General features: G+C 66.2%; 11 protein-coding genes. 6 read left to right on the forward strand and 5 right to left on the reverse strand.

Annotation, left to right across the window (positions count from 1 at the left end; all coding sequences use genetic code 11):
* Positions 1-30: 30 nt before the first annotated feature.
* Positions 31-2472 (forward strand): glycine--tRNA ligase subunit beta, encoded by a 2442-nt coding sequence (glyS, locus tag FLL57_RS01505; RefSeq protein ID WP_047309320.1) that lies wholly within the window; start codon positions 31-33, stop codon positions 2470-2472.
* Positions 2473-2813: 341 nt separating this feature from the next.
* A complete protein-coding gene (locus FLL57_RS01510; protein WP_047309321.1) occupies positions 2814-3914 on the forward strand; it encodes a hypothetical protein in 1101 nt (366 codons plus the stop codon).
* A gap of 13 nt (positions 3915-3927) precedes the next feature.
* On the opposite strand, the gene FLL57_RS01515 is transcribed toward FLL57_RS01510, so the two are convergent.
* Positions 3928-5205: an MgtC/SapB family protein gene (locus tag FLL57_RS01515; RefSeq protein WP_142881947.1), complete on the reverse strand. Its 1278-nt coding sequence runs from the start codon at positions 5203-5205 to the stop codon at positions 3928-3930.
* Between the two features lie 525 nt (positions 5206-5730).
* Between FLL57_RS01515 and FLL57_RS01520 the strand changes: the two genes are divergently transcribed.
* Positions 5731-5886, forward strand: coding sequence for a DUF3096 domain-containing protein (locus tag FLL57_RS01520; RefSeq protein WP_013500996.1), 156 nt, complete (start codon positions 5731-5733; stop codon positions 5884-5886).
* Positions 5887-5931: 45 nt separating this feature from the next.
* On the opposite strand, the gene FLL57_RS23465 is transcribed toward FLL57_RS01520, so the two are convergent.
* Positions 5932-6258, reverse strand: coding sequence for a hypothetical protein (locus FLL57_RS23465; protein ID WP_235677190.1), 327 nt, complete (start codon positions 6256-6258; stop codon positions 5932-5934).
* Between FLL57_RS23465 and ppdK the strand changes: the two genes are divergently transcribed.
* Together ppdK and FLL57_RS01530 are read left to right on the forward strand one after the other, a co-directional pair.
* Positions 6239-9040: a pyruvate, phosphate dikinase gene (gene ppdK / locus FLL57_RS01525; RefSeq protein WP_234713382.1), complete on the forward strand. Its 2802-nt coding sequence runs from the start codon at positions 6239-6241 to the stop codon at positions 9038-9040. The genes FLL57_RS23465 and ppdK overlap by 20 nt on opposite strands.
* Positions 9041-9359: 319 nt before the next feature.
* Positions 9360-10805 carry a cell wall hydrolase gene (locus tag FLL57_RS01530; RefSeq protein WP_142881948.1) on the forward strand — a complete coding sequence of 482 codons (1446 nt, stop codon included), beginning with the start codon at positions 9360-9362 and terminating at the stop codon, positions 10803-10805.
* A gap of 186 nt (positions 10806-10991) precedes the next feature.
* Here FLL57_RS01530 and nadC read toward each other — a convergent pair whose 3' ends face one another.
* From nadC to nadA, 3 genes are all read right to left on the reverse strand, one after another.
* Positions 10992-11867: a carboxylating nicotinate-nucleotide diphosphorylase gene (nadC, locus tag FLL57_RS01535; protein WP_142881949.1), complete on the reverse strand. Its 876-nt coding sequence runs from the start codon at positions 11865-11867 to the stop codon at positions 10992-10994.
* Between the two features lie 15 nt (positions 11868-11882).
* A complete protein-coding gene (locus FLL57_RS01540) occupies positions 11883-13499 on the reverse strand; it encodes an L-aspartate oxidase (RefSeq protein ID WP_047309535.1) in 1617 nt (538 codons plus the stop codon).
* A gap of 93 nt (positions 13500-13592) precedes the next feature.
* Complete coding sequence (gene nadA / locus FLL57_RS01545) at positions 13593-14705, reverse strand: quinolinate synthase NadA (protein ID WP_047309534.1); 1113 nt, start codon at positions 14703-14705, stop codon at positions 13593-13595.
* A gap of 353 nt (positions 14706-15058) precedes the next feature.
* Here nadA and acuI point away from each other — a divergent pair, with 353 nt between their 5' ends.
* Positions 15059-16045 carry an acrylyl-CoA reductase (NADPH) gene (gene acuI, locus FLL57_RS01550; protein ID WP_047309533.1) on the forward strand — a complete coding sequence of 329 codons (987 nt, stop codon included), beginning with the start codon at positions 15059-15061 and terminating at the stop codon, positions 16043-16045.
* Positions 16046-16050 lie beyond the last annotated feature (5 nt).

Consider the following 16050-nt stretch of genomic DNA (forward strand, 5'->3'; position numbering starts at 1 on the left):
GGGGTGCCGCGCGCACGGAATCAAATCTAAATGCCCGATCTCCTCCTCGAACTGTTCTCCGAAGAAATCCCGGCGCGGATGCAGGGGAAGGCTGCTGATGATCTGAAGCGGCTGGTCACCGACAAGCTCGTCGCCGAAGGGCTCGTCTATGAGGGCGCCAAGGCGTTTGCGACGCCGCGGCGGCTGACGCTGACGGTGCATGGCATTCCGGCGCGGCAGCCGGATCTGAAGGACGAGCGCAAGGGCCCGAAGGTCGGCGCGCCGGATGCCGCGGTGCAGGGCTTTCTGAAGGCCACCGGGCTCGCCTCGCTGGACGAGGCCAAGATCCAGCGCGATCCGAAGAAGGGCGATTTCTACGTCGCGCTGATCGAGAAGCCGGGCCGGCCGGCGATCGAGGTGATTGCCGAAATCCTGCCCGTCATCGTCCGCACCTTCCCGTGGCCGAAGTCGATGCGCTGGGGCGAACGCTCTCGCAAACCCGGTGCGCTGCAATGGGTGCGGCCGCTGCATTCGATCGTCGCCACCTTCGGGATCGACACCGAAGAGCCCGACGTGGTGCATTTCAACGTCGACGGCATCGAGGCCGGGCAGACCACGCGCGGTCATCGCTTCATGGCGCCCGACGCGTTCGAGGTGCGACGCTTCGAGGACTACGAAGCCAAGCTGTTCGCCGCCAAGGTCGTGCTCGATTCCGCCCGCCGCAAGGACATCATCCTGGCGGATGCGAAAACGCTGGCGCAGGCGCAGAACTACGAACTGGTCGAGGATCAGGGGCTGCTCGACGAAGTCTCCGGCCTGGTCGAGTGGCCGGTGCCGTTGATGGGCTCGTTCGACAAGGACTTCCTGTCGATCCCGGACGAAGTGATCCGCGCCACCATCCGCGCCAACCAGAAGTGCTTCGTGGTCGCCGATCCCGCGACCGGCAAACTCGCCAACAAGTTCATCCTGACGGCGAACATCGAAGCCAGCGACGGCGGCGCCGCGATCACCGCCGGCAACGAGCGCGTGATCCGCGCGCGGCTCTCGGACGCGAAGTTCTTCTACGAGACCGATCTGAAGACCAAGCTGGAAGACCGGCTGCCGAAGTTCGACCAGATCGTGTTCCACGAAAAGCTCGGCACCCAGGCCGAGCGCATCGAACGCATCGAACGCCTCGCCGCCGAGATCGCGCCGCTGGTCGGTGCCGATGTCGAAAAGACCAAGCGCGCGGCAAGGCTGTGTAAGGCTGATCTACTCACGGAAGTCGTCGGCGAATTCCCCGAGCTGCAGGGCCTGATGGGCAAGTACTACGCGCTCGCCCAGGGCGAAGACGCGTCGGTCGCCGCGGCCTGCGAGGAGCACTACAAGCCGCAGGGCCCGGCCGATCGCGTGCCGACCGATCCGGTCAGCATCGCGGTGGCGCTGGCCGACAAGCTCGACACGCTGGTCGGGTTCTGGGCGATCGACGAGAAGCCGACGGGCAGCAAGGACCCGTATGCGCTGCGGCGGGCGGCGTTGGGGGTGATTAGGCTAATTCTGGTGAATTTTGCTCGTATCAACATGAAAGCGCTGTTGGCGAAGGGCATCGCGAATACACTGCGTTCTTCGGTATCGCTTCGTGAGGCGTATGAGATCTCACGCTTCATCGAGGAGAATGAAGACAATCGAGAAATTGCCAAGCGCCTCATGAAATTCAGAGGCAGCTTGTTCGCTAATTTGCTTGGTGCCGGCATCTTCGAAGCAGCACTCGACCGGTTAGCTGATGCAAACATAAGCGGCAAACGTGCCGATCTGAAAGATTTCATTGGCGGAATGATCCATTTAACAGTCATTTCCGATATTATGCAGACTGGCACGAGTCCAGTTATCGAGGATCAAGCGAAATATTCCGCTGACTATCAGAAGACGTATAAAGAAGAGTTGGTTCGGGAATGGAAAGAGTTCGACGGCCGGGTTGGTCCGGTTGTCCTTGATCTCCTCTCCTTCTTCGCCGATCGCCTCAAAGTCCAACTCCGCGATCAGGGCGCCCGCCACGACCTCGTCGATGCAGTCTTTGCGCTCGAAGGCCAGGACGACATCCTGATGATCGTCCGCCGCGTCGAGGCGCTGGCGGCGTTTCTCGCCACCGACGACGGCAAGAACCTGCTGGCCGGTACCAAACGCGCCGCCAACATTCTGCGCATCGAGGAGAAGAAGGACGGCCGCGCCTTCGACGGCGCGCCGGATGCGTCGCTGTATGCACAGGACGAGGAGAAGGCGCTGGCCGCCGCGATCGACCGCGCCAAAGCCGAGGCCGGCGCGGCCGTCGCCAAGGAAGACTTCGCCGCGGCGATGACCGCGATGGCGGGCCTGCGTCCGGCGGTCGATGCGTTCTTCGATAAGGTGACGGTCAACGCCGACGACAAGGCCGTCCGCGAAAACCGCCTGAAGCTCCTGAACGAAATCCGCGCCGCGACTCGGGCGGTGGCGGATTTTTCGAAGATCCAGGACTAACCGCACCGTCATTCCGGGGCGCCGCGTAGCGGCGAGCCCGGAATCGCGATGTGGTCGTGCACGGTACCTGCCAAGCGCATCGCTGCGTCACCCTCTGCGATAGCTGCGAGATTCCGGGTCTGCGTGCTGTCGCACGCATCCCGGAATGACGGTGCTCTTGGCGAAGCGGAGCGCCCCGGAATGACGGAGGGGAGGCCGTGTCCTTGAGGCTCCGTCCCCCTCAAAAGCTGCACCGATCAGCAACATCGCGAAACAATTAACCGGTCGTTAACCATGTCCTGACAGGTTGGCTCGCGGTAACGGTTCCTTAACCGTCCTCCTCGGCAGCGGGGCGCCATGCCATGACCAGCATCACCAACGGCCTGAACAATTACGCGCAATACGGCGCCGCCTATGCGCGGACCGCGGGCGCGCAGACCTCGCTGGCGGGCATTCTGAACGCAACCAGCGACGATGTGCTGCCTAGCGCCAACAATGCGGCGACCCAGCTCACGCTGTCGGCGGCGGCGCGGGCGCAGCTCGCCGGCGGGTCGGCCAAGGATTACTCCGCGGTGATCAGCGACAGCCGCGCTGCGATCGACAAGCTCTACAAGGCGGCGAACGTCTCCGCGCCCTACGACGCAAGCGGCAAGCCGACGGTCGACCTGTCGGGGCTCGACCGCCGGGCGCTGTTCGCGATCGCCTCCAATGCCGGCGGCCGATTCACCGAGGCCGAGCAGACGCTGGCGGCGACCAACCGGATCGCGCAGTTCAACGCCGCGCTGTCGCCGGCGACGCAGACCGCAAAGCTGATCGGCGACTACAGCACCGTGTACAAGGCGGCCGCCAGCTATCTCGACGGCGCCTCGAGCGAAGAGAAGGCGACCGCGATCTGGCAGGCCGAGCGCGCCGCGATCACCAAGGGGCTGGCGGCGACGCAGAGCGATCCGTCGAAGATCCCGGCCGGCATCAGCAACGATCCGGTCGCCGCCTATCTGGCGCGCTATCCGTCCGGCAGCGCCACCACGACCCAGGATTTCGGCAGCGTCGCCAAGCAGGCCCGCGCCACGCTCGACGATCAGGCCAAGCAGGCGACCGCCGCCGGCAAGCTGCTGGTATACGATCCGGCGCGCAAGACCGGCCAGCAGGCGGATCTGTCGGTGCTCGACAATCGCGCGCTGTCGGCGATCTCGCTCAACAAGGACGATCTGTTCTCGCAGGAAGAGGTGTTCGCCGCCAAGCGCGAGCTCCACGGCCGCAACCGCGCCAGCATCCTGACGGCGCTGAAGCAGAGCCAGACCTCCGGCAACCCGGCGGATTTCAGCCTCGGCCTGCTCAACGCCTATTCGGGGATGAGCGCCGAGGAGCGCACCGCGACCAACTGGACCCCGGCGTTCCGCGACAACGCGGTGCAGAGCTACAAGGCGACGACATCGCTGCTGTCGATGCTGAAGCGCGGCTGACGCTCGCCGCCGCTCACGCGACCTGTGCCAGCCACGCCGCCAGCGCCGCGCCGCCGATCGCCAGCGCCACCAGGACGACCGCGCTCTGCCAGGTGCGGCGACCGCCGAACGCGATCGCATAGGCCGCCTTCAAGACATTGTTGGACGATGCCGCGATCAGCACCGCGATTGCCACCGCATGTTCGCCGATCCCGGCGGTGCCGCCCTGCGCCAGGTTGAGCACGAACGGGTCGATGTCGGAGAACCCGACGATCGCCGCCAGCCAATAGATGCCCTGGGTGCCGAATTCGGTCTTGACCCAGGTCGAGGCCAGCGAGATCGCGACGAACAATCCTGCGAATACCGCGGCGGCGCCCAGTTCGAGCGGGTTGCCGCGCTCCGATGGTTGGGTGGCTTCGCCGCTGGGCGCCTTGATGATCATATATTGCAGCGCTGCGATCGACAGGGCGATTGCTGCGAGCCCCAGCATCGGCGCCGCCAGTTCGCGCGCCAGCGCGATGTTGAACACCGCGATCACCACCAGGATACGCAGATACATGATGCCGGTGGCCAGCGTGATGCCGGCCACCGCCTGACGGCGGAACGCCTCGCTGACGGCGGCCTGCCGCGCCAGCACCACGGTGGTGGCGGTCGAGGAATACAGCCCGCCGAGGCCAGCCATCCACAGCCCCTGCGCGGCGCGCCGCCAATAGCGCTGTGCCAGATAACTGGCATAGGACAGCGCCGACACCAGCGTCAGCGCCAGCCACACCTGCCGGGGCGTGATGCTGGTCAGCGAAGTGACCGGCTCGGCCGGCAGCAGCGGCAGCACGACGCCGCTGAGGATCAGGAATTGCGCCGCGGTGGTGATTTCGCGGGTGTCGACCTTGTGCACCAGCCGGTGCAGCCAGTCGCGCCCTGTCAGCAGCATCACCGCGGTCACCGTCATGCCGACCGCGACCCAATGCGGCAGCGCCAGTGTGACCGCGCCGAGCAGGTAAGCGTGGATGTTGAGCAGCAGCACCACCAGCCCGGCGTTGCGTTCGCCCTGATCGTCGCGTTCGCGCAAATGCACAGTGTAGAAGATCGACAGCCAGATACCGAGCACCACGAGGCCGCCGGTGAAAGCGACCAGACGGGTCGGATCCAGCCAGTACAGCACGCCGCCGCCGACAGACAGCAGTGGAAAAGTTCGGACGCCGCCAGGACGCGCCGATTTGCGCTGTTCGAAGAAATCCTCGAACGCAAAGCCGAGAAAGAAACTCAGCAGCAGCAGCAGCGCCAGGCTGTGAAGGGAGGGCGTTGCGATCATCGGGATCGGCCAGGGCCGTTTGCTGTGCGGATGATTTCGGCGGGTGAGACGCCGCACCGGCGCGCGAACCGGCCGGAGGACGGAACTTTAGAGCATTTCCGGCACCGATAGAATCAGAACCGTACGCTGCCGTGTTCTGTCACAAGTGGAGGGAAGTGACCGAGCGAGATGGCCTGGCCGACGAAGAAGAGCCCCGCCCGGCGGGGGACGGGACGGGGCTCTCCGATCCGGTCGCGTCGGTCGCGTCCGGACCCACGTTCAAGCGACTGCGACGTCCACTCGAACGATCCTCCGATATCCGCCGAGAAAGTCGCCAGCGCATGGGCCTCGTCGGTCTGGTAGGGCAATGCCCGGCCGCCGCTGATGTTCCGGGACGACAATGTCGCAGCGCCCCGGAATGGTCACCTCCCGGAACCCACGCAGGGGGATCGGCGTCATCGGTCGCCGGTATCGTTCGCCGTCCTTGTCCGCTACCAATCCCTCTGCGATTCGATCCCGATTTCCCTCAGCCGGAGACCGTCTGCCATGACCATCACCACTGCCCACATTCCAGCCATCGTTGCGCTGATCGCCGGTATCCTGATTCTGGTGATGCCGCGGCTGCTCAATTTCATCGTTGCGATCTACCTGATCTGTGTCGGACTGATCGGTCTCGGCGCGCTGCGCTTCCTGCATCTTTAGTCGTCACGGGTTCCGCCGCCTTGCTTGCGACCGCCAAAACGTGGTCTAAAGCGCCCGTTTTCTGTTCCTCTCTCGCGGACCGTTGAAAGCCATGGCCAAAGCCGCTTCGAAGAAGAAGACCGCCCCGAAATCCAAGTCTTCTGGTGCTGCGCGCGGAAAGGGCGCCGCAGCGTCGAGTGCCCGGAAAGCGGTGGCCAAGAGCCCGCCGAAGGCGGCCAAGAAGGCTGTTAGCAAGCCGGCCTCGAAGCCTGCTGGCAAATCGGCCGCCAAGTCCGTTGCCAAGGCTCCGGCGAAGGCTCCGGCAAAGTCCGCGGCGAAGGCTCCGGCGAAATCTGCCGCCAAGGCCAAAACGGTGACGAAGCCCGCCGCCAAGACAGTGACCAAGGCGTCGGCCAAGCCGGTCAGCAAACCTGCCTCGAAGCCCGCGGCCAAGCCCGCCAAGAAGCCGGCCGCGAAAGCCGTCGCTGCGCCGAAGGCCGGCAAGTGGGTCTACACCTTCGGCGACGGCAAGGCCGAAGGCCGCGCCAACATGCGCGACCTGCTCGGCGGCAAGGGCGCCAACCTCGCCGAGATGGCCAATCTCGGCCTGCCGGTGCCGCCCGGCTTCACCATTCCGACCTCGGTCTGCACCTACTTCTACGCCAACGGCAAGACCTACCCGAAGGAACTGCAGTCGCAGGTCGAACGCGCGCTGGAGTATGTCGGCAAGCTCACCGGCAAGAAGTTCGGCGATCCTCAGAACCCGCTGCTGGTCTCGGTGCGCTCCGGCGCCCGCGCCTCGATGCCGGGCATGATGGACACCGTGCTCAATCTCGGCCTCAACGACGAGACCGTCGAGGCCGTGGCGGCGAAATCCGGTGATCGTCGCTTCGCCTACGACAGCTATCGCCGCTTCATCACGATGTATTCCGACGTGGTGCTCGGCTTCGAGCATCATCACTTCGAGGAAATCCTCGACGCCTACAAGGACGCCAAGGGCTTCACGCTCGACACCGATCTCGATGCCGACGACTGGGTCGATCTGGTCGGCCAGTACAAGGACGCGGTGGCGCGCGAGACCGGCGCGGACTTCCCGCAGGATCCGAACGACCAGCTCTGGGGCGCGATCGGCGCGGTGTTCTCGTCGTGGATGAACGCCCGCGCGGTGACTTATCGCCGCCTGCACGACATTCCGGAATCCTGGGGCACCGCCGTCAACGTCCAGGCGATGGTGTTCGGCAACATGGGTGAGACCTCGGCGACCGGCGTGGCCTTCACCCGCAACCCGTCGACCGGCGAAAGCCGGCTGTACGGCGAGTTCCTGATCAACGCGCAAGGCGAGGACGTCGTCGCCGGCATCCGCACCCCGCAGGACATCACCGAATACGCCCGCATCGAATCTGGTTCCGACAAGCCGTCGATGGAAATGGCGATGCCCGACGCCTTCAACGAGCTGACGCGGATCTACACCCTGCTGGAAAAGCACTACCGCGACATGCAGGACATGGAATTCACGATCGAGCAGGGCAAGCTGTGGATGCTGCAGACCCGCGGCGGCAAGCGCACCGCCAAGGCGGCGCTGCGGATCGCGGTCGAGCTCGCCAACGAGGGGCTGATCAACCGCCAGGACGCGGTCACCCGGATCGAGCCGGGCTCGCTCGACCAGCTTCTGCACCCGACCATCGACCCCAACGCCAAGCGTGACGTCATCGCCACCGGCCTGCCGGCGTCGCCCGGCGCCGCCTCCGGCGAGATCGTGTTCTCGTCGGACGAGGCCGCCAAGCTGCATGCCGACGGCCGCAAGGTGATCCTGGTCCGGATCGAGACCAGCCCCGAAGACATTCACGGCATGCACGCCTCGGAAGGCATCCTCACCACCCGCGGCGGCATGACCTCGCACGCTGCCGTGGTGGCGCGCGGCATGGGCAAGCCCTGCGTGTCGGGCTGCGGCGCGATCCGCGTCGATTACGGCCGCGGCACGATGATGATCGGCAACCGCACCTTCAAGGCCGGCGACATCATCACGATCGACGGCGGCACCGGCCAGGTGCTGGCCGGCAAGATGCCGATGATCGAGCCGGAGCTGTCGGGCGATTTCAACACGCTGATGGGCTGGGCCGACGAGGTCCGCAAGCTCAAGGTCCGCGTCAACGCCGACACCCCGGTCGACGCCCGCACCGCCATCAAGTTCGGCGCCGAAGGCATCGGCCTGTGCCGCACCGAGCACATGTTCTTCGAAGAGACCCGCATCCGCACCGTGCGCGAGATGATCCTGGCCGAAGACGAGCAGTCGCGCCGCGCCGCGCTCGCCAAGCTTTTGCCGATGCAGCGCGCCGACTTCGTCGAGCTGTTCGAGATCATGAAGGGCCTGCCGGTGACGGTGCGGCTGCTCGACCCGCCGCTGCACGAGTTCCTGCCGCACAGCCACGCCGAGATCGAGGAAGTGGCGCGGGCGATGAACGCCGATCCGCGCCGGCTGGCCGATCGCGCCCGCGAGCTGGCCGAGTTCAACCCGATGCTCGGCTTCCGCGGCTGCCGTCTGGCGATCGCCTATCCGGAGATCGCCGAGATGCAGGCCCGCGCCATCTTCGAGGCCGCTGTCGAGGCCGAGAAGCGTACCGGCGAACAGGTCGGTCTCGAAGTGATGGTGCCGCTGATCGCGACCCGCGCCGAGTTCGAACTGGTCAAGGCCCGGATCGACGCCACCGCGCATGCGGTGAACCGCGAGACCGGCAGCAGCCTGAAGTATCAGGTCGGCACCATGATCGAACTGCCGCGCGCCTGCCTGATGGCCGGCGACATCGCCGAGGGCGCCGAATTCTTCTCGTTCGGCACCAACGATCTGACCCAGACGACCTTCGGCATCAGCCGCGACGACGCCGCCAGCTTCCTCGGCACCTATATCGAGAAGGGCATCTTTTCGGTCGATCCGTTCGTCTCGGTCGACCGCGACGGCGTCGGCGAATTGGTCCGGATCGGCGTCGAGCGCGGCCGCAAGACCCGCCGCGATCTCAAGGTCGGCATCTGCGGCGAACACGGCGGCGATCCGGCCTCGGTGGCGTTCTGCCACGAAGTCGGCCTCAACTACGTGTCGTGCTCGCCGTACCGCGTGCCGATCGCGCGGCTCGCCGCCGCGCAGGCCGCGCTCGGCAAGGCGATCGCCAGCCAGGCGTAATCGCGCCTCGCAAGACTGATCGGATTTCGAATGGCCGGGCCTCGTCCCGGCCATTTGTATTTTGCGCTGGTAACCAGCGGCGCGGCTTGTGCGCAGCGTCCTGTTAACGACGTCCCGCAACGCATTCTTAACCACCGCCGTGAAGCGCTGATTCACCACATTCGCAGCCGGTTCCGTGAACTAACAGCTCGGCGTTGCGTGTTGCGCGCGTGCATCGGCCATTAACGCACGGGCAACTTTAATCGGATAACAACGCAAACGATCAACTTGTCCGAAACCCTCGGACTTGGTCGCCAGTAAGCGTTGCGTGAGCGTATCGATGTCAGTCATGCGTAACCGGTCGAAGGGCGCGCGGATTGCGTCCTTCGGCCTCGGGGTTTGTGTCTTCGCGGCGCTGCCCAACGAAATCGGACACCAGGATATCGCCTCGCTGCTGGTGCGGCAGACCGGCGCCACCGAGCGTTGGCAGAAGCGGATGTTCGCGTCCTCGCTGGGCTCGGTGCAGGTCGCGACGTTCTCGTTCGGCCGCCCGATGGGAACCTGGATGCCGCAGCTCGGCGCCGCGCGCCTGGTCAGCATCGAAGGCCGCAGCGGCGGCCTCGCGCCGAGCCGCAATCCGCTGCTCCAGGCGCCGCCGCGCTTCCAGGCTTCGGACTATCCGAAGGTCGACCGCACGCTGAAAGGCGATCGCCTGGCGCTCGCGCGGCCCGAGCAAGCCCAGACCCTCGAAGTCGCACCCGCGCCCGACGATGCCGCGTCGCAGACCCCGGACCGCGCCGGCGCCGAGATCTCCGGGCCGGTCTCCGCCGATCCTGCGCCTGCCGACGCCGCCGCGGCGCTCACGGCGACCGACGCCTCGCCGGCGCTCGATCCTGAACTCGCCGAAGCGCTGCAATCTGAGCCGTTGTCGCAATACGACGGTTCGCTGTCGCCGGACGAGCAGCACCCGGCGCCCGGCGCCGATACCGCGGCGCCGCGCGATCCGTTCGCGTTCAAGACCGCCAGCCTGTTCTTCGGCACCGGATCGCTCGGCGGCATGGAGGAGACGCTGGAGCGGTGGCAGCCCGGCGAGGAGCCGATCATCGTGTCGCCGAACGCCGCCGACCCCGAGATGAAATCGCCGCTGCCATCGACCGCTGCGCTCGATCCGTCCGCCTCGGGCGAGACCATCGCCGGCAAGGGCCAGGTCAACGCCGACCATCACGTCAAGACGCCGGCCGAACGGCTCGGTCTGGCCATCGATTCGAAGCAGCGTGCCAGACACGAGAAGTGCCTGGCGGAGGCGGTGTATTTCGAATCCCGCGGCGAAAAGGTGCGCGGCCAGATCGCGGTGGCGCAGGTGGTGCTCAACCGCGCGTTCTCCGGTTTCTATCCGACCAACGTCTGCGGTGTCGTCTATCAGAACAAGCACCGCCGCTACGCATGCCAGTTCACCTTCGCCTGCGACAACGTCGCCGACGTTGTGCGTGAACCGGAGATGTGGGACCGCGCCCGCAAGATCGCCCGGGCGATGCTCGACGGCAAGCTGTGGCTGCCCGAGGTCGGCAAGTCGACTCATTACCACGCCTATTGGGTGCGGCCGTCCTGGGTCCACGAGATGAAGAAGATGTACAAGACCGGCGTGCATACCTTCTATCGCCCGCGCGCCTGGGGCGACGGCCGCGACGCTCCGAGCTGGGGCACCGCCGCCGAAACCGCCTCGATCACCGCCCAACTCGCCGAAGCCGCCAGGAGCTCGGCGGAGATTCAGGCGAAGGGCAACTAAGCGCGTCGTAGAGTACGGGCATCGACCCCGCGGTCGGTGGTATCTTCCACATGTCCCAAGCAGTCATTCCGGGGCGCGCGTAGCGCGAACCCGGAATCTCGCGGTTGGAAGGCGGCGCTTTGGGCGCAGCGCCTTCAGATAGTCGCTGTCTGGCTTTAGCCGAAAGCGTCTCGGCTAACCGTCTGCCTACGCGTCGATATCCAGCGCGACGTCGAAGTTCGGGGCGGAGTGAGTCAGTGCTCCGGAGGAGGCGTAGTCGACGCCGGTGGCGGCGATGCGGCTGATCGACTCGCGGGTGACGCCGCCGGAGGCTTCGAGCACGACGCGGCCGGCACTCATTGCCACCGCCTGCTTCAGCGTGTCGAGATCCATATTGTCGAGCAGCACGACGTCGGCGAGGCCGGTATCCAGCACCTCGCGGAGCTGATCGAGGGTGTCGACCTCGATCTCGATCTTGACCAGATGACCGATCTTGGATCGCGCCGCTTCCAGCACCGGGCGGATGCCGCCGGCGACCGCGATATGGTTGTCCTTGATCAGGATGGCGTCGTCGAGGCCGAAGCGGTGGTTGAAGCCGCCGCCGCAGCGCACCGCGTATTTCTCCAGCGCGCGCAGGCCGGGCGTGGTCTTGCGGGTGCAGCAGATCCGCATCTTGCTGCCGGCGGTGTGCCGGACGTAGTCCGCCGTCAGCGTCGCGATGCCCGACAGCCGTCCGACGAAGTTCAGCGCGGTGCGTTCACCGGTCAGCACGGCGCGCGCCGGCCCAGAGATCGTCAGCACCTGAATGCCCGCCGCGACCGTGTCGCCGTCGCGCACATGCGCGGTGATCGCGACATCCGCCGAGAGCTGGCGGAAGGTCTCGACCGCGAGCGGCAAGCCGGCGATCACGCCGCCCTGGCGCGCCACCAGGATGGCGTGGGCCTTTGTCGCTTCCGGGATCGTCGCGACCGAGGTGACGTCACCGGCGCGGCCGAGATCCTCGTCGAGCGCGCGGCGCACCGCGTCGGTGATCGCCAATGGCGACAGGAATGCATCGGGATGCAGCAAGGCAGTCGGCGACATGAAGAACGATCCTGATCAGGCGAGGGCGGATTGTGCCGGCGTGCGGCTGTCGTGCGCGACGCCGGCGCCCAGCGCGGCGGCGCGCTCGCGGGCCTGCGCCAGCGAAGTCGTGGTGCGCCTGGCCTGCGCCGGGTTCTCGGCCGGATAGTCGGCGCGATAATGCGCGCCGCGGCTCTCGGTGCGAGCCAATGCTGCGGTAGCGACCAGCAGCGCCGCCGTGGCCATATTGGCGAGGGTGGTCGATGAAGTTTCGGCCTCCAGCGCCGCGAAAATCCGCACCGCCTCGGTCAATCCCTCGCGGTCGCGGATCACGCCGACCTTGCCGGCCATCGCCTGCCGCAGCCGTAGCTCCTGCGCCGGATCGATCGGCGTGCTGCGCCCCTCCGGCACGTCGAGCCGCGACTTGGTGGCGGTGAGTTCGGTGCCGGCGATGTCTTCGGCGATCCGCGCCGCGTAGACGACGGCTTCGAGCAGCGAATTGGAGGCGAGCCGGTTGGCGCCATGCGCGCCGGTGCAGGATACTTCGCCCGCCGCCCACAGCCCGTGCAGCGAGCTGCGGCCGTGCATGTCCACCGCGATGCCGCCCATATGGTAGTGGGCCGCCGGCGCGATCGGGATCGGCCGCGATGCCGGATCGATACCGGCGGAGATGCAGCTCTCGTACACGGTCGGAAAATGTTCGGCGAAGTGTTTGCCGAGCGCCTTGGTGGCGTCGAGATAGGCGCCGCGTCCGGAGGCGACTTCGGCGAACACGCCGCGGGCGACGATATCGCGCGGCGCCAGCTCGGCGAGCGGATGCGCCGCCAGCATGAAGCGGTCGCCCTGTCCGTTGACCAGGATCGCGCCTTCGCCGCGCAGCGCCTCGGTGGCGAGCGGCGCCGGGTCGCGGCCGACCATGATGGCGGTCGGATGAAACTGGACGAATTCCGGATCGGCGATCCGCGCGCCGGCACGGGCTGCGATCGCCAGACCGACACCGCGGGCCTCGACCGGATTGGTGGTGACTGCATAGAGATGGCCGATGCCGCCGGTGGCGAGCACCACGGCGCGCGTCGCAATGTGCATCGGCGCTCCGGCGGCGTGGCCGACCTTGCGCAGCCGCAATCCGGCGACCGCATCGTCGTGCATCAGCAGCCCGTCGGCGAACCAGCCTTCGATCACCTTGATCGACGGCGTCTTGCGGACGGCATCGGTCAGCGCGCTGATAATCGCCTGGCCCGCCATGTCGCCGCGGACGTGGACGATGCGCCGCGCCGAATGCGCCGCCTCGCGCGCGACCGCCAGCCGTCCTTCGAGGTCGCGGTCGAACGGCACACCGTAGCTGAGCAGATCGTGGATGCGTGCCGCCGCTTCGCCGGCGAGGCGATGCGCCACCGCCTCGTCGACCAGGCCGGCGCCGACCGCGATGGTGTCGGCTGCGTGCGATTCGGCGCTGTCGCCTTCGCCGACCGCGGCCGCAATGCCGCCCTGCGCCCAGGCGGTGGAGGCGCCTTCGCCGAGCGGCGCGGCGCTGATCACCGTCACCGGACGCGGCGCCAGCTTCAGCGCGCAGAACAGCCCGGCGAGACCGCCGCCGACGATGACGACGTCACCATGGACGCCAAGATGTGCGAACTCGGGCGTGCTGTTCATGCGGCGATCCAACTCTCACGCGACTGTCCGCGAACGCCTTCGATGCACAGCGATGGCGGCACGGACGCCGCCATCCGTCGTGAGCCTTCAGGCTCAGTTGTTCAGGTTGATCATCCGCTCCACCGAGCGCCGGGCCGGCGCGACGATGGCGGGATCGACCGTGACTTCTTCGCGCAGGTACACGAGGCTGTCGAGGATCTTCGCCAGCGTGATCCGCTTCATGTGCGGGCACAGATTGCACGGCCGCACCATCTCGACGTCGCGCAGCTCGGCCTGGACGTTGTCGGCCATCGAGCATTCGGTGATCATCACCACGCGCTTTGGGTGCCTGGTCTTGACCCAGTCGATCATGTGCGCGGTCGAGCCGGTGAAGTCGGCCTCCGCCAGGACGTCCGGCGGGCATTCCGGATGCGCGATGATCTTCACGCTCGGATCGGCCTCGCGATAGACGCGCAGCTCGTCGCCGGTGAAGCGCTCGTGCACTTCGCAGGCGCCCTTCCAGGCGATGATCTTCACCTTGGTCTGCGACGCGACGTACTTCGCCAGATATTGATCCGGCACCATGATCACGCGGTCGACGCCGAGGCTCTCGACTACCCGCACGGCGTTCGAAGAGGTGCAGCAAATATCCACTTCCGCTTTCACGTCTGCCGACGTGTTGACGTAAGCCACGACCGGAACGCCGGGGAATTTCTCACGCAGCAGACGGACATCCGCGCCGGTGATGGAAGAGGCCAGCGAACAGCCGGCGCGTGAATCAGGGATCAGCACGCGCTTCTGCGGATTCAGGATCTTCGAGGTTTCCGCCATAAAGTGAACGCCGCACTGCACGATGGTCGAGGCCCTGACCTTGGTGGCCTCGATCGCGAGCTGCAGCGAATCGCCGACGATGTCGGAGACGCAGTGGAAGATTTCCGGCGTCTGATAGTTGTGCGCCAGGATCACGGCGTCGCGTTCGCGCTTCAGCTCGTTGATCGCCTTGATGTAGGGCGCCATGAACGGCCACTCGACCGGCGGAATGACGTTCTGCACCTTCTCGTAGAGGTGAGCGGTGGCCGCCTCGACCTCGGGCGTCCATTCCAGCGACGGCATCGGCAGCGCGCTCGCTCGCTCGGTCGCGCTCAGCGGGGCGCGCGGAAGCGAAGCTTGACGCGCATGCGGCGGCAGGCCGAAATTCTCCGGACCGTAGAGTTCAGCAAGCGGCATCGACGCCTCCTTGTACCCATGCCATATATACTCAGTTTGAGCATATACTGGGTTTGAGAAATCCGGCCACAATGGGCCGGCAATTTACAACCGCTGCGTTTGACCGCTTCCTTGAGCCTTCGGGGCGTCCCATCGCCCGACATTCAAGGACCTATGAGGAAGCGACTTATCCTCAATAAGAGCAAATCTAATATAACACGCGGCCCTGGGTTCCGCTAGAGGTCGAAAGGGCTAAATCGTCACACCAGAGTCACGCAATTGCATCGCTGCGGCGCAACCTGAGCTTTACAGCCGGCTGCTCCTTTCTCTAACTCACGTCGGCACCGACAAGCACAAATCAAGGGGGGCGCGACATGGCGACGTTCAAGGCGATCCGCATCGACAAGGCGGACAAAGGCACAGTTTCGGCGCTGACGCAGTTCGACGAGGCCGAGCTGATGGACGGCGACGTCACCGTGTCGGTGGAATGGTCGACGCTCAACTACAAGGACGGCCTCGCGCTCACCGGCAAGGCGCCGGTGGTTCGCCGCTTTCCGATGATCGCCGGCATCGATTTCGCCGGCACCGTGACCGAGTCCTCGCATCCGGACTGGAAGCCCGGCGACAAGGTGGTGTGCAACGGCTGGGGCATGGGTGAGACCCATCTCGGCGCCTATGCGGAGAAAGCCCGCGTCAAGGGCGACTGGCTGGTACGCCTGCCGGAAAACCTGAGCGCGCGTGACGCGATGGCGATCGGCACCGCCGGCTACACCGCGATGCTGAGCGTGCTGGCGCTGGAGAAGCACGGCCTGACGCCGAAGGATGGCCCGGTGGTCGTCACCGGCGCGGCGGGCGGCGTCGGCTCGGTGGCGATCGCGCTGCTCTCCAAGCTCGGCTATCAGGTCATCGCCTCGACCGGCCGGGCGTCCGAAGAGGCCTATCTGCGCCAGCTCGGCGCCGCCGAAATCATCGACCGCAACGAATTGTCCGGTCCGGCCAAGCCGCTGGCGAAGGAGCGCTGGGCCGGCGGCATCGACAGCGTCGGCTCGACCACGCTGGCCAATCTGCTGTCGATGACCAAGTACCGCGGCGCGATTGCAGCCTGCGGCCTCGCTGCCGGCATGGATCTGCCCAGCTCGGTCGCCCCATTCATTTTGCGCGGAGTGTGTCTTTACGGCATCGACTCGGTGATGTGCCCGCTGCCGGACCGCAAGCGCGCCTGGGAACGGCTCGCAACCGACCTCGAACCGGCGAAACTCGCGGAAATCACGCAGGAAATCAGCCTCGACCAAGTCATCGAGGCCGGCGCCAAGGTGCTGGCTGGCCAAGTCCGCGGCCGGATCGTGGTGAAAATTACGTAGGGGAT

Source organism: Rhodopseudomonas palustris (assembly GCF_007005445.1).
GTDB classification, from domain to species: domain Bacteria; phylum Pseudomonadota; class Alphaproteobacteria; order Rhizobiales; family Xanthobacteraceae; genus Rhodopseudomonas; species Rhodopseudomonas palustris_G.